At 33.4% G+C, this 14814-nt stretch carries 17 protein-coding genes; 10 read left to right on the plus strand and 7 right to left on the minus strand.

The window, feature by feature from the left end; all coding sequences use genetic code 11:
- Positions 1 to 44 precede the first annotated feature (44 nt).
- From KKI44_RS02215 to KKI44_RS02225, 3 genes are all read right to left on the minus strand, one after another.
- Positions 45 to 605: a helix-turn-helix domain-containing protein gene (locus KKI44_RS02215; RefSeq protein ID WP_214589650.1), complete on the minus strand. Its 561-nt coding sequence runs from the start codon at positions 603 to 605 to the stop codon at positions 45 to 47.
- The gene (locus KKI44_RS02220; RefSeq protein ID WP_214589651.1) at positions 602 to 1003 is read right to left on the minus strand and encodes an acyl-CoA thioesterase; all 402 of its coding nucleotides are present in this window, start codon (positions 1001 to 1003) and stop codon (positions 602 to 604) included. Before KKI44_RS02220 ends, KKI44_RS02215 begins: the two co-directional genes overlap by 4 nt.
- A gap of 94 nt (positions 1004 to 1097) precedes the next feature.
- Positions 1098 to 1511: a DUF6157 family protein gene (locus KKI44_RS02225; RefSeq protein ID WP_214589652.1), complete on the minus strand. Its 414-nt coding sequence runs from the start codon at positions 1509 to 1511 to the stop codon at positions 1098 to 1100.
- Positions 1512 to 1841: 330 nt separating this feature from the next.
- Here KKI44_RS02225 and KKI44_RS02230 point away from each other — a divergent pair, with 330 nt between their 5' ends.
- Positions 1842 to 2246 (plus strand): RNA recognition motif domain-containing protein, encoded by a 405-nt coding sequence (locus KKI44_RS02230; RefSeq protein WP_214589653.1) that lies wholly within the window; start codon positions 1842 to 1844, stop codon positions 2244 to 2246.
- A gap of 54 nt (positions 2247 to 2300) precedes the next feature.
- Here the strand turns inward: KKI44_RS02230 and KKI44_RS02235 are convergent, their stop codons facing one another.
- Together KKI44_RS02235 and KKI44_RS02240 are read right to left on the minus strand one after the other, a co-directional pair.
- A complete protein-coding gene (locus tag KKI44_RS02235) occupies positions 2301 to 2783 on the minus strand; it encodes a BlaI/MecI/CopY family transcriptional regulator (protein ID WP_214589654.1) in 483 nt (160 codons plus the stop codon).
- 8 nt (positions 2784 to 2791) lie between these two features.
- On the minus strand, positions 2792 to 3394 hold the full coding sequence (locus KKI44_RS02240; protein ID WP_214589655.1) for a phosphatase PAP2 family protein: 603 nt from the start codon (positions 3392 to 3394) through the stop codon (positions 2792 to 2794).
- Positions 3395 to 3521: 127 nt separating this feature from the next.
- On the opposite strand from KKI44_RS02240, the gene pdhA reads away from it, so the two are divergent.
- The 7 genes from pdhA (at position 3522) to KKI44_RS02275 (ending at position 10275) form a co-directional block, all read left to right on the plus strand.
- Positions 3522 to 4523 (plus strand): pyruvate dehydrogenase (acetyl-transferring) E1 component subunit alpha, encoded by a 1002-nt coding sequence (gene pdhA, locus KKI44_RS02245; protein ID WP_076390342.1) that lies wholly within the window; start codon positions 3522 to 3524, stop codon positions 4521 to 4523.
- 108 nt (positions 4524 to 4631) lie between these two features.
- A complete protein-coding gene (locus KKI44_RS02250; RefSeq protein WP_214589656.1) occupies positions 4632 to 6248 on the plus strand; it encodes a pyruvate dehydrogenase complex dihydrolipoamide acetyltransferase in 1617 nt (538 codons plus the stop codon).
- A 124-nt stretch (positions 6249 to 6372) separates the two neighbouring features.
- On the plus strand, positions 6373 to 7368 hold the full coding sequence (locus KKI44_RS02255; RefSeq protein ID WP_214589657.1) for a bile acid:sodium symporter: 996 nt from the start codon (positions 6373 to 6375) through the stop codon (positions 7366 to 7368).
- A gap of 60 nt (positions 7369 to 7428) precedes the next feature.
- Entirely contained in the window at positions 7429 to 8097 is a 669-nt protein-coding gene (locus tag KKI44_RS02260) for an ABC transporter ATP-binding protein (RefSeq protein WP_214589658.1), read from the plus strand.
- 11 nt (positions 8098 to 8108) lie between these two features.
- On the plus strand, positions 8109 to 8690 hold the full coding sequence (locus KKI44_RS02265; protein WP_214589659.1) for a murein L,D-transpeptidase catalytic domain-containing protein: 582 nt from the start codon (positions 8109 to 8111) through the stop codon (positions 8688 to 8690).
- 20 nt (positions 8691 to 8710) lie between these two features.
- Positions 8711 to 9388, plus strand: a complete 678-nt coding sequence (radC, locus tag KKI44_RS02270; RefSeq protein WP_214589660.1) for a RadC family protein — start codon at positions 8711 to 8713, stop codon at positions 9386 to 9388.
- A gap of 8 nt (positions 9389 to 9396) precedes the next feature.
- A complete protein-coding gene (locus KKI44_RS02275; protein ID WP_250902143.1) occupies positions 9397 to 10275 on the plus strand; it encodes a hypothetical protein in 879 nt (292 codons plus the stop codon).
- Positions 10276 to 10327: 52 nt separating this feature from the next.
- Here KKI44_RS02275 and KKI44_RS02280 read toward each other — a convergent pair whose 3' ends face one another.
- Positions 10328 to 12220, minus strand: coding sequence for a S8 family peptidase (locus KKI44_RS02280; RefSeq protein ID WP_214589662.1), 1893 nt, complete (start codon positions 12218 to 12220; stop codon positions 10328 to 10330).
- Positions 12217 to 13014 carry a hypothetical protein gene (locus tag KKI44_RS02285; protein WP_214589663.1) on the minus strand — a complete coding sequence of 266 codons (798 nt, stop codon included), beginning with the start codon at positions 13012 to 13014 and terminating at the stop codon, positions 12217 to 12219. Before KKI44_RS02285 ends, KKI44_RS02280 begins: the two co-directional genes overlap by 4 nt.
- Before the next feature lie 144 nt (positions 13015 to 13158).
- Between KKI44_RS02285 and KKI44_RS02290 the strand changes: the two genes are divergently transcribed.
- Entirely contained in the window at positions 13159 to 14268 is a 1110-nt protein-coding gene (locus KKI44_RS02290) for a hypothetical protein (protein ID WP_214589664.1), read from the plus strand.
- 32 nt (positions 14269 to 14300) lie between these two features.
- Entirely contained in the window at positions 14301 to 14813 is a 513-nt protein-coding gene (locus tag KKI44_RS02295; RefSeq protein WP_214589665.1) for a hypothetical protein, read from the plus strand.
- Position 14814: the final 1 nt, after the last annotated feature.

Genomic DNA, 14814 nt, shown 5'->3' on the forward strand with positions numbered 1-14814 from the left:
GATTTTAAACCCCAAAAAACTCTCTAATTCTCAAAGCCTCCAACTTAAATCTGGTCTAACGGTTTTCTATTATGGACTTTTAATTTTTTGAACTCAGTAGGAGTGAAGCCTGTACTGTTCCGGAACTGGGAAGATAAATGCTGAACACTTTTATACCCCAGTTTTCCGGAAATTTCGGTCAGCGTAAATTCGTTATAGAGAAGAAGTTCCTTCACTTTTTCGATTTTTTGAAGAATGAAAAACTGTTCTAGCGTGATGTTTTCGTTGTGAGAAAAAGTTTTGGAAAGGACGCTGTAATCTTTATGCAGTTTGGAGATCAAAAATTCAGACAAAAGGAAATTTTCATCAATATCCAGTTCGCTGATTTTTACGATAATTAAATTTTTAATTTTCTCAATTAACTGATGGGCAGAGTCTTTAATTCTTTCAAAACCTGTTTTCTGAAGAAGTTCCTCAAGTTTCTCCAGATCATCGCCGGAAATATCCTTTTGTGTTTCCGCTTCTCCGAGTGCAATGGATTTCAAAGAGATATTCATCTCTGTAAAAATCGATTCTACAGCAGAAATACATCTTCCGCAGACCATATTTTTTATGAAAATCTTCATAAGGAGTTCTGGTTGTTCAATCTGTCTTTCACAAATTCCACTTTTGTTTTTCCGTGCGGGGCAGGATTTCCGTTTTCGTCGAGATTTACCATAACGATTTTATCTACCGTGATAATCGTCTGATGCGTCATTTTATTTCGGACATCGCATCTTAAAGTAAGAGATGTGGAACCAAACGCAGAAACTTCGATGCCGATTTCGATAATGTCGCCTTGTTTGGCAGAACTTACAAAGTTGATTTCTGAGATGAATTTGGTAACTACTTTTTTGTTTTCGAGCTGAATAACAGCATATAATGCAGCTTCTTCATCGATCCACTGCAACAATCTTCCTCCGAAAAGAGACTGATTGGGATTAAGGTCTTCGGGTTTTACCCATTTTCTTGTGTGGTAGTTCATATCTGAAATTTTACTGCACAAATTTAGCTTTTAAAACCGGCTTTTTCAAAAGATTTGCATTCAGGATTCCGAAGAAAGATATTTATATTCTCAATTATTTTCTTTTGGAACGCATCGCTTTCACTTTTGTAACAGTATCATCTTTTAAAAATTTTTGATAATATTCACTTTCTAAAGGATAGACTGCGACTTTTCCTTCGTTATTGTGATGGATACCGAAACCATAGGTTTTGGCTAACGGGGAACATCTGAGACAAGGCCGACCTTTGGTGAAAAAGTTTTGTCTTTCTGCGGGTTTTTCACGCTCTGTAATGTCATTTTTAATGGAATAGCATTCAAAAATAATATCATCCGACGTGTATTTATAAGGATTCTTCAGTATTATTTCGTACTGAAGATTAGCCATTGTTTTTTCTTTTTTCTCAGGAGGGATTTTTGCTTCAGAAATCAGGCTGTCTTCTGCAACTTCAATGAAGGTGTTCTTGTAATTGGTTGTATGCTGTTTCATATTCATTTTGTCGGTTAAAAATGGCTGTTTTCAGGCAACAGGAATTTTACTTTATCCATAATGGATACATCACAATTTACAATAATTTTATTAATGTTGTTCTCTTTAATGATTATTCATAAATATTTCATGATGAATTAATACTTTTTAACGAAATAATATTTTGATTGAAAATTTTATTAAAATAATTTCAAAAAAAGCTTTGATATGAAATTAATAATCGTATCTTGCACCCGTATTATATCTGGAATCAATATTTGTTCATTCTTTATGTTGTTTTTCTTTTATAAACCAAATCATTTTTAACTTATTTTAATTTTATTAATCAAGATGAACATTTTTGTTTCAAACATCAACTACGCAACTAAAGATTATGAGTTGCAGGATTTATTTTCAGAATTTGGAGAAGTTTCTTCTGTAAAAATTATTACAGATAAAGAAACTGGTCGTTCCAGAGGTTTCGGATTTATCGAAATGGAGGACGCAGAAGGACAACAAGCTATTGACGCTCTTAATCAGAAGGATTTCAACGGAAAAACTCTTAATGTTTCAGAAGCTAAGCCAAGAGAAGAGAAGCCAAGAAGAACTTTCAGCAACAACGGTGGAGGTAACAGAGGCGGAGGTTACGGAGGTAACAACAGAGGTGGCGGTGGCTACGGCGGCGGTAACAGAAGCGGTGGCGGTGGCTACGGCGGAGGAGATCGTGGCGGAAACGGCGGTGGAAAACGTTGGTAAAAAATATAGCGGTTCTTTAGGGAACCGCTTTTTTTATGATCTTTTTTAAAGGAATTATTCTTTTTCCTTCTTTTTTTTCTTTTTCTTCTCTTTGTCTTTTTCCTTGCCTTTCTTTTTGTCCTTTTTAGGATTTAAAATTTCATTGGCATATTCAAACTCTTCTTTTACTTTTAAAGGTTTGGTCTCAGCCGAAGGATTGAACTCTTTTAAAGTTTCCTGAGAAATTAAATTTTCGTGAAGCAAAAGATTTAAAATCTCCCTGCCCGAATTATCAAAAAAATTATGCGAAAGTTCTCTCAATAAAAATTTGCGGTATTCTTCCAATGGTACAATTGCGGTATATTTAAAGATTCTTCCTTCTTTCTCTGTAGAAAGGTATCCTTTTTCAACTAATATTTTAAGGTAAGTGGAAACGGTGTTCTGATGGGGTTTAGGTTCAGGATGCTGTTCCATAATATCCTTTAAATAAAATGATTCCAGCTTCCAGAACAGCTTCATTAAATTTTCTTCCGCAGATGTAAGATGATTGATTTTCATATAAATTCTTATTGTTGAAACTGAATATGGCAATAAAGGTAAAGAAAAGATACTATAAAAGCAATTCCGGCTCCCATAAACACCTCTTTTGGAGTGTGTCTTTTCAGGATAATTCGTGTAATTCCTACGAGTGTTGCAATGCCTAACCAAATGATTCCCATTGTGGTATTCAGTGCAAAAAATAAAGCGGCTACAAATATATTAAATGCTGTATGCATCGAGCTTTTTATGAAATAGTTGCTGATCTGCAGTGCGAAAAGCAATATCAGAATAAAAAGCATAACAAAATCGATCTGCCCGTTTCTGAAATAATGATAAGCTATATAGGAAACCACACAAATTCCAATAAAAATGTATAAGGTTTTCCTCTGAACTCTGTTGGAAACATCCATATTGGTATATCTGCCCGTTTTTACATTCCAGATCAGCCAGATAATGACGGGAGCAATAACTATTATTAATATAGGAAGGAATGATAGAATGGATTCTTTAAGAGTGTATTTCAGAAAACTCATGTAGACGAAAAATATAAATAAAGACAACAGAGGATTAAAAAAATCTGAAATAACTCTTGATATTTTATGTAATAATGAAGGCTGTTTTTCTTCCATGTTAACGTTTGATGATGTAAATATAATACTATAAGCAAAAAAACAATTGGTATGTATACAATAAAAATGAAGTTTTTTTTATAATTTTGCTCAACTATTTCATAATAAATAAGCAAGAGCTCAACACATGAAAGAATTTTCTAAAGAGGTATACCTGAAGTGGTATGAAGATATGACAATGTGGAGAAGGTTTGAAGACAAATGCCGTTCTCTTTATCTAAAACAAAAAATCAGAGGTTTTTTACATTTGTATAACGGTCAGGAAGCAATCCCTGCAGGTTTTACGCATGCAATGGATTTAACTAAAGATAGTATGATCACTGCTTACAGATGCCATATCCATCCAATGGCTATGGGAGTGGATCCTAAAAGAATCATGGCGGAACTTTGTGGTAAAGCTACAGGTACTTCCGGAGGAATGGGCGGATCTATGCACATTTTCAGCAAAGAGCACAGATTTTACGGTGGTCACGGTATTGTAGGTGGTCAGATTCCTTTGGGAGCAGGTATTGCTTTTGCAGACAAATACTTCGACAGAAAAGCGGTGAATATCTGTTTCTTCGGAGATGGAGCGGCTAGACAGGGTTCATTACATGAAACGTTTAACATGGCGATGAACTGGAAGCTTCCGGTAATTTTCGTTGTAGAAAATAATCAGTATGCGATGGGAACTTCTGTTAAAAGAACAGCAAACCACGAAGATATTTATAAATTAGGATTAGGTTACGAAATGCCTTGCCTTGCAGTAGATGCAATGGACCCTGAAAAAGTGGCTGAAGCGGCTTATGAAGCAATTGAAAGAGCAAGAAGAGGAGACGGACCTACTTTTATTGAAGCAAGAACATACCGTTACAGAGGACACTCTATGTCTGATGCAGAACCATACAGATCTAAAGATGAAGTTGCGCTTCACAAAAATGATGATCCTATCGAGTTGATTAAGCAGAGAATTTTGGCTAACAGCTGGGCAACAGAAGAGGAATTGGAAGCGATGGATAACAAATCCAGAGATTTCGTGGAAGAGTGCATAGAATTTATGGAAAATTCTCCTTATCCTGATGCAGAGAAGATCTACGAGTATGTATATGCTCAGGAAGACTATCCGTTCTTAGACAAATTAGAAAACTAAAAGATAATAAATCGGTTTGAAAGTTTGAAAATTTGAAAATGATTTATTACCATATCTTTTTTAATTTTCAAATTCATAAAATCCCAAATTTTCAAATTATAAAAAATTATGGCAGAAGTAATTACAATGCCACGTCTTTCCGATACAATGACGGAAGGAAAAGTGGCAAAATGGCATAAAAAAGTAGGTGATAAAGTAAAGGAAGGCGATATCTTAGCTGAAATTGAAACAGATAAAGCGGTTCAGGATTTTGAATCTGAAATGGAAGGAACTCTTTTATATATCGGAGTGGAAGAAGGTAATGCAGCAGCGGTAGATTCTGTTCTGGCAATTATCGGTAATGAAGGAGAAGATATTTCAGGACTTACAGGCGGTGCAGCTGCTCCGGCTCAGGGCGGTTCTGAAGAGAAAAAAACAGAAGAAGAATCTAAAACTGAAAACAGTTCTACCAGTGTGGAACAAACTTCTGCGGAAATTCCTGCAGGTGTGGAAGTAATTACCATGCCAAGACTTTCGGACACAATGACGGAAGGTAAAGTTGCGAAATGGCACAAAAATGTTGGCGATACCGTAAAAGAAGGTGATCTTCTTGCTGAAATCGAGACAGATAAAGCCGTTCAGGATTTCGAATCTGAGTTCAACGGAGTATTGTTGAAGCAGGGTGTTGAAGAAGGAGGTGCTGCTCCGGTAGATTCCGTTTTGGCAATTATCGGACCTGAAGGAACAGATGTTTCAGGAGTTGGTGCTCCAAAAGCGGCTGCTTCATCATCAGAAAAACCAGCTGAACAAAAAACTGAGGCTAAAGCAGAAGAAAAATCGGCTCCGGCTGCGGATCATTCCTCTACAGACAGAGTTGCCATTTCTCCTTTAGCGAAGAAAATGGCTCAGGATAAAGGAGTTGATATCAACAGTATTCAGGGTTCCGGAGAAAACGGAAGAATCGTTAAAAAAGATATTGAAAATTATCAGCCTTCGGCTAAACCAGCGGCTTCAGCTCCATCTGCAAGTCCTGCGGCGGCTCAGGTTGCATTAAGTTTCGTACAGGGTGAAGATACTGAAACTCCAAATTCACAGGTAAGAAACGTAATTGCAAAACGTCTTTCTGAAAGTAAATTCTCTGCGCCTCACTATTATCTGATGGTTGAAATCAACATGGATAAAGCGATCGAAGCAAGAAAAGAGATCAATTCTTTACCAGATACTAAAATTTCTTTCAACGATATGATTATTAAGGCGACTGCAGTTGCTTTAAGAAAACATCCACAGGTAAATTCAAGCTGGGCGGGAGATAAGATCATCCACAGAGGAAACATCAACATTGGGGTAGCAGTTGCAATTCCGGACGGATTGGTAGTTCCTGTTCTTAAGAATACAGACCAGATGAATTACACGCAGATTTCTGCTGCGGTAAAAGATATGGCTTCAAGAGCGAAAAACAAAGGTCTTAAAGCTAATGAAATGGAAGGTTCTACCTTCTCTATTTCAAACCTGGGAATGTTCGGAATCGAAACATTTACAAGCATCATCAATCAGCCAAATGCTGCGATCCTTTCAGTAGGAGCCATCATCGAGAAACCTGTTGTGAAAAACGGACAAATCGTAGTTGGAAACATCATGAAGCTTTCATTGGCTTGCGATCACAGAGTCGTAGACGGTGCTACAGGAGCACAGTTCTTACAGACTTTAAAAACATATCTGGAAAGTCCTTTAACATTGTTACTGTAATTTTCTGTTTAGATATACAACTTAAAAAGGTTTACCGGAACAAATTCGGTAAACCTTTTTTAATTTTAAGGTGATTTTAATCTGTTTAAATAAATTTTAGAATGATCCTTGCTGGTTTTTAAAAATGAAGTTAATTACACTAAAATTAGACAAACAAAATATTTTTCTTTTATTGCTGATTGTAATGGTTGCAGCAGGCAAGCTGATTCCATTCAAAAGTGAATACAATCAGTATTTTAATTTATCTGCGTTTATCGATTGGGGAATTGCTGCAATCTTTCTTCTGTATGGATTAAAGCTGAATATCAAAGAAATTATCAAAGATATTTCCAACTGGAAACTTCATCTTTTGGTTCAGGCGGGAACATTTATTATTTTTCCGCTGCTTGCATTTTTGTTTTATGGCTTTGTAAAAGATACCGAATTTTTTGTGACGTGGCTTTCCATATTTTTCCTGGCAAGTCTGCCTTCAACAGTCTCTTCTTCGGTTGTAATGGTTTCTATTGCAAAAGGAAATGTAACTTCGGCTATTTTCAACGCCTCCATTTCAGGAATCATCGGAATTGTCATGACTCCTTTACTGATGAGCTTTTTTATACAACCCGATCAGGAAAATATTAATAACTCAGAAATTATCCAACAATTGTTGCTTAAAGTTTTACTGCCGATCATTTTAGGACTGATTTTAAACCCGTTATTGAAAAACTTGGTGACAAAGTATGCAAAAATTATTGCGGAATTTGATAAAATGATCATTTTACTCATCGTCTACGAAAGTTTCTCGGAAGCGTTTTCACAAAATGTATTTGCCTCAGTTCCATCTTCTGTATTCCTGATTATTGCTGTCAGTGTTATCACTTTATTTTTCTCGGTATACGGAATTTTAAAATTAATTTCTGGAAGGCTTCATTTTAAAAGAGAAGATACCATCACAGCTACCTTCTGCGGATCAAAGAAATCTCTTGTTCACGGAAGCCTTTTTGTAATGGTTTTAGGGATTCCTGAAGATCAGAAAGTGCTGTTTTTGCTTCCGGTAATGATCTATCACAGTTTTCAGCTATTTTATGTGAGCTGGCTTGCCAATAAAATTGAGAAAAAATATCGACTGGAAAATGGATAGTCGTTGTAAATTATATTTTTATTGCTTTTCAGATTTAAATCAATTCACTATTTTTGAATCATGATTAAAGCAAGGAATATCCATAAATTTTATGGGAATTTAGAAGTACTGAAAGGAGTTGATATTCACATCAAAACAGGAGAGGTGGTTTCAATTGTGGGAGAATCCGGAGCCGGAAAATCTACACTTTTGCAGATTCTGGGAACACTGGATCAGCCAACGACTTCCAATAAGTTTGATACGGAAATTGAAATTGCCGGAGAATCTTTCATCAATATGAATGATAAGCAGCTTTCTAAATTCAGAAACCAGAATATTGGCTTTGTATTTCAGTTCCATCAATTATTGCCGGAGTTTACAGCTTTAGAAAACGTTTTATTACCGACAAAAATAGCAGGAGCCAGTGAAAAAGAAGCAATTGAAAAAGCATATGCTCTGTTTGAAGACTTAAAGATTGAACAGCGATTGCATCATAAGCCCAATCAGCTTTCAGGTGGTGAAGCGCAAAGAGTAGCGGTGGCAAGAGCTTTAATCAACTCGCCGAAAATCATTTTTGCAGATGAACCAACGGGAAATTTAGATTCGAAAAATGCAGATGATCTTCACAGGTTGTTTTTTGATCTGAGAGATAAATATAACCAGACTTTTGTGATTGTAACCCATAATCCGAATCTGGCAGAAATTACTGACCGGAAACTGGTAATGAAAGACGGAATGATTATCGAATAAAACTTCCGCAAATGATGAAACCCTTTATTTTTTTATTTCTTTTCCTTATTTCATGTACCAAATTTGATTCTCAGGCTTCAAGTAATACCGAAATATTGCCAAAATCCAGAATTTTAGAACTAAAGAATTTTATTAAAGGAAAAAATTATAATCAGAACCTTGCTGTTTTTATCAATTTTAAAATTCATTCAGGAAAGTACCGTTATTTCGTTTACGATCTGAAGAACAATAAAATCCTGCAGAAAGCAATTGTTGCTCACGGCGACGGATCTGTTGTTAAAAATTCCTCTGCTTTGAAGTTCAGTAATGCAGATGGTTCGCACCAGTCGTCGTTGGGAAAATACGAAATAAAGGAAAGTTATTCCGGAAAATTCGGAAAAGCCTATCGACTGGATGGTCTGGATAAAACGAACAGCAATGCTAGAGCGAGAGCCATTGTGTTGCACTCTTATTACTGTATTCCCGACAAAGAATCTGTAAATTCTGCCTGTTTAAGTTTTGGATGTCCTATGCTTTCTAAAAATGCATTCAACGAAACTTCTAAGTTTATTGACGGTTCAAAGGAAACGATTATTTTATATGCTTTTTACTAATTTTATTTTAAACTAAAAAAATGCGCATTAAACTCCTTGCTGAAGACGACAGACCAAGAGAAAAATTTTTACGGAAAGGTAAAAGTTCGCTTTCTGATTCTGAACTGCTTGCCATCATCATGGGAAGCGGAAGCAGGGACGAAACAGCGATAGAACTGGCGAGAAAAATTTTAGCCTCTGTTAATAACAACTGGCATCAGTTAAGTCTTCTGTCTTTAAAAGATCTAATGAAATTTAAAGGAGTGGGAGAGGTAAAAGCTATATCTATTATCACTGCTTTGGAAATCGGGAGAAGAAGAGCGAGTCAGGAAATTCCTGAAAAACCTGTGATTTCAGGAAGTGATGGAGCATATCAGATTTTCAGAAATCATTTGTCGGATCTTCGGACAGAGGCATTTTGGGCAATTTTTCTGAATCAGAGCAACAGAGTCATTCATCTTGCCCAGCTTACGCAAGGAGGAATTAATCAATCGATTGTGGATATACGCGTGTTGTTTAAAACGGCATTAGACCATTTTTCAACAGGGATTATCATTGCGCACAATCATCCTTCGGGAAACTTAAAGCCAAGCAGGGAAGATATTGATATTACCAAAAAAATAACAGAAGCGGGAAAAACATTGAATATTCAGCTCCTGGATCATTTGATTATTACCCAGAATTCGTATTTCAGTTTTTCAGACGAAGGATTATTATGATTAAAAGATTGAAATATAATGAAATAGATTTTGAGAAATATTCTAAGTGTCTTGAGAATTCTGCACAATGGAAATATTCCGCTAGCAAGGATTTTTTGGATATTACTTCTGGAAAGCAGTGGGAATTGCTTGTTTATAATGACTATGAAGCAGTAATGCCTGTTCCTTTTGTAAAAAAAATAGGATTTAAAATTGTAATTAATCCTAAACTTTGTCAGCAATTAGGTATTTTTTCGAATATCGATGATGTTAAAATTAACGATCTTTTTTTAAGTTTTTTAGAAAAAAAATATAATATCTGGTATTATGGTTTTAATGATAAAAATACCTTTAGTAAATTATTAAAAAGGAGAAAAAATTTCCTTATTTATCCGGATAATTATGAAATTGTAAGACAGAAATATTCTCCTAAGAGAAAGAGAAAATTAAGGCTTGATGATGATATTTTACAAAAATCTGAAGTAAGAGAGGTTTCTATATTTAATGCTTGGGAATTTATTTCAAAAAATCTGATTGGTGCGAAAGATGAAAAGGATAAAAATAGCTTTCTGCAGATTTTTACAGACCTTGAAAAAGCAGGTTATTTAAAGTTAAAAGCTTTTTTTTATGGTACTGCGATTATCAATCTTATAGCCGTCTATAGTGACGATAAAACGATTGCTTTGCTGGGTACTTTTAATGATAAAGATCATGTTAAATTATCAGGTTCTTCATTTATTATAGACGATGTAATTCGTGAGAATATACAGACTAAAATCTTTGATTTTGAAGGAAGTGATATTCCCGCTATTGAAGAGTTTTTCAGAGGTTTTCGTCCGGAATTGAAGAGCTATCCTGTTATCTTTAACTCAAAAAAGCAAGTTATAAAGAGTTTTTTCAGGCAGTAAAAAAATCGCTTCAAATTCAAGAAGCGATCTTTCTGTTTATAAAATTATATTTTTATTCCTTAACGAATTTTTTGAAATATTTTAACTTAGAATTCTCATTAGTAATCTCAATAAAATAAGTACCTTTTAATAAGTTTGAAATATCTACTGATGCAGTGTTTATGATAGAGATTTTGTTTTCAAGCACTAATCTGTTACTTACATCAAATATTTTAATTGTACTATTTTTTAATTCTTTAGTTGTTTTAATAAATAGATTGTCTATAGCGGGAATTGGATAGAGCGTAATATCTTCATTCTTAATTTCAACTATTTTTGAAGAGCTGTTTTTAGCTATTTTTCCGGTATCCAAAGATTTATTTTGGTTAGGATTAAAATTAAAACAAGTATTTTGATTTTCTATGTAAAAATAATGACTTTTTCCATTTCCTGGCTCTAGAACTGTATTTGTATCTAAAATAATGCTTTTCTTGGCTTTAAATTTAACATTGGCATTTTGTGTAAAACTTTCATTTTGAATTCTTATAGATTCGGGAGAATTTGTAAGTTCAAAGTTCCATCTGTTAAATTTTTTATTTTCAATCAAAACTTCTCCACCATTTGACGAATTCATTTGCCAAGCCATTTTATTAGCTTTTCCGGCATCAACTCTCCCGGCTCCTAAAAGTCCTGTAAATATTTGATTTTGAGGAATCTGATCTATATTGGCTGCAGTAAGTTTTAGAATAGTTTCTGCTTCAATCGGTGATAGACAATTATTAGAAGAAAATAATAATGAAAGTGTCCCAGAAATAATTGGAGAGGCTAAAGAAGTTCCTATCCAAACTCTTCCAAGGCAAGTATCACAACCACTATATGGCAACCCTTCTATATCATAAGCTGGAGCTACAATATCCACATCTTCATTATTCTGTAATTTATTTTCCAAAATTGGATAATTACTATAATGAACATCCTTAACATTTGTAGTTACAGAAGCTCCAATATCATTATAATGACCAACTCCACTTACTGCAATTACGTTTTGATATGATGCAGGAAATACCTGTGCGTAAGTATTTCCACAAGATGAATTTCCAGCTGCTGCGACCAAAACTGTTCCATTATTATATATTTCATTCACAGCATCCTGTTCTGTTTGTGTAAAACTACAGGTTGACAGCCAGCTCATATTTATTATTCTTGCACCATTATCAGACATTTGCTTCAGATAACCCCAACTACCCCAACTATAGTGATCTGTTACTAATAGTTTATTATTAAAGCCAATTGATGAACTGCCGAAATTATTATCTGTTTTAGATCCTGCCAATCCAGCAACTACATTTCCATGTAAATCAGTAGAAGAAACAGTTTGTCCAGGCAAAGTTGATATTTTATTTTCAAACTCTGCATGAGTCAAACGAAAACTGGTATCTGAAATTCCTACAGTCACTCCGTCACCTTTAGAATAATCCCATGCTTCTCTAGCATTTATTAAATCCAGATGTGTATGTGCTATATCTTGAGGAAATAGATAATAATCATTTGGCGTATAAGTAAATAGATAAGGTACCGAAGCTGGCTTGATATTATTTAAAAGAAAAGAATTGTTGTTGACATTTTGTAACAAAATATCTTCATCACGAGTATCTATTTTTTCAGATTTTACAATATCGCTTTTGTTTGAAAATGCAAAATCATTATACTCTTTTTCATTTCTAAATTCAATCAATGAAGTATTTTTCAGCTTTTGAGAAGAAAAATTCCAGAATGCTTCTTCGTACTTTATAACTTCAATATTCTGATTATTGAATGATAATGTTTTAGACTTGTCATTTTGCTTGACAGTCTGCGGTTTATTAGAAGAATTTTTAAATTCAATATAATACAAAGATTTACTCTGTTGAGAAAAGCATAGTATATTTAAAAATAAAAATCCCAAAGCGAAGCTTGTTCTTCTCATTTTTTTGAATTTTGAATTTCCTCAATTTTTTTATTTAGATCAATTACATGAAGTGTAAGTTCTTCAACCTTCTTTAGTAGAAGAATATTCATTTCTTTTAATTCAATACCTTTTTCTATAGCTTCATTTGTTGTTGGTACTTCAGGTAGATGTTTGTTTTCTGAAATAAATTTTTCAAGCTCTGTTAATGGCATTAGTTTATATTCTTTCTCAAAAACATAATCTGCCCAACCATTTGATGAGGCTACATCCACTTTTACTTTTTCGGTTCTAATTCCACCTTTTACAAATAACTTGTAATCATTGCAATCTGTACAGGAAGCAAGTGCCATATTATTCCAATCAACCCCAATCAAAACTCTTCCATTTGCTCTTACAGAAAATTTAGGTTTAGACCAATCGGTAGGACTTGAAGGAGACGAAAGGGTTAAAAGTCCAACATCATTATTTTGAAAATACTTATGTGATAGCCACATAATATCACCGTCTTTTACTATATTTTGAGCTTCACTGAAAAAATGAAAAGCATCTCCAGTAGATTCTGAGATATATTCTGTACTACCACGCAAATTAATTGCTAAATTAGAATTTGGAGCAGTACCAATACCAATTTGACCAGTAGAATTAATTCTTAATCTTTCAATATTGTTAGTTTTTAATACTAAATCCTGATTATCAGAAGTTCCAATGTAGTTTGTTGCGGGTGCAGTTCCAGAGTTGCCATTTAAGTTCCAAGATTGAGCTGTAGAGATTGCATTAATTGCAAGGGCAATTAAGATAATTGTTTTTTTCATGATTAAAAGATTATTTTTTATTTTGTTATAGCTTTGTAAATCTATAAAAATTAAATTACCAAACAATATTAAAAATGTTAATTAAAAATGTTAATTAAAAATAATAAAATCATTAAATTTCTACTATCACTTTATTTATGTTTAATGACATATTATCTCTATACGCATCAATATTACAATTCAGATATTGAAGCTTACATGGGATTAGTATATAAAGCTAATTTCCCGGATATGAAAATTGAAGAGATCCATAAAAAAGTTTATAGTGAACTTAAAGAAAAAGATCCGGATGTAGGTAAGGTAAATGTGGAAAGGAAAGAGGAAGCGATCGGAGATAACAGTTATTATAAGAATTTATCTGAAAATCCTAAAATGTATGAGGAAGAACTTCAGTTATTTACAGTAAAACCGTTTTACAATTTAATAAACTCAGTCTTTTTTAAGTTTGGATTTTCTGCTTCAACATCTACTTTTCTTATTACTATTATTTCCTATGTCTTAATCGTAATCCTGATTTTTATTTTTTTAATAAAAATACTTAGAAATAATTATCTGGCTTTTATTTTAACCATTTTGATCTCATTATTCAAACCTCTGTTAGATACCTCAAGACATGCTACTCCGGATGGCTTTTCTACATTACTTTTATTACTTAGTTTTTATTTTGCATTAATGAAAAGAAACCTTTTTGTTTCTTCAATATTTGGAATTTTATGTATTCTTACAAGGCCTGAATATTTTATTTTTTATACATTTCTATCTTTACTAGTATACTTTTTCAGAAAGGATTTTAAATTTCAATCAAAAGAAATTTTATTTTCAGTTGGCTATTTTACATTAACTTTCGCAATCATACAATATTTTAACCAGATCCCGTGGTCTGTTTTGTTTATGAACCAGTTTACAAAAGTTCAGCTTTATCCGATTTCAAATCCCGATGTATTTAATTTTCGTGAATATTTAAACTGTGTGAAAGGAAAAATACTGTTTGAATGGAATACATCTTACTTCCCGTTACTGCTAATTTTTATCATTATTATTTTAGATTATAGATTAATCATTAGTAAAAACAGAAAAAGTTTAATTTTTTTAGGTTTGTATGTTGCTGTTTATCTTACTGTTTCATTGCGTTTTATTATGTTCCCAACATTAGTAAACAGAATGATGGTTGGGTTTTATTTAATTATAATATTGTCGTTAATTGCGTATCAAAATTCGAAAAAACAAATATTAGCTGATACTATAGAAAAATAGCCAAATAATTACTAATTTTGCTACCTCAAATTATGACAAGTTTTTCAGGATATTTACCCTATGCTTTCGCATTGATTATTGCAATACCTTTTCTGGTTTTGCTGAGACAGTTTGTATTTACTTATATTAAACTTAAAGAGCAGGAAATCAGATTACTTTCTGTAAAGTCGAATTCCGAAAATAAAACCCAGTCTTACGAAAGAATGACGCTATTTATGGAAAGATTAAAACCGTCCAATCTTATCCAGAGGTTTGATAAAGGTCTTGCAGTCCATGAATTTATTTTTCTTACCGAAAAGGCGATCAATGAAGAATTCGATTACAACGCTTCCCAGCAATTATACATCACTAAAAATTCGTGGAAAAATATTGTCGAGTCAAAAAACGCAGTTATAGAACTTCTTCACAGAACTTACGAAGGAATCAACGGTAATGCAAGCCTTGATGAGTTCAAAACCATTTTTCTGATGAATTATATGGAAGGAGAAGATTATATTTCTATGACCATTGAAGATTTAAGAAAAGAAATTTTAATAATAGCTTAAC

The organism is Chryseobacterium sp. ZHDP1, assembly GCF_018603435.1.
Lineage (GTDB): Bacteria > Bacteroidota > Bacteroidia > Flavobacteriales > Weeksellaceae > Chryseobacterium > Chryseobacterium indicum.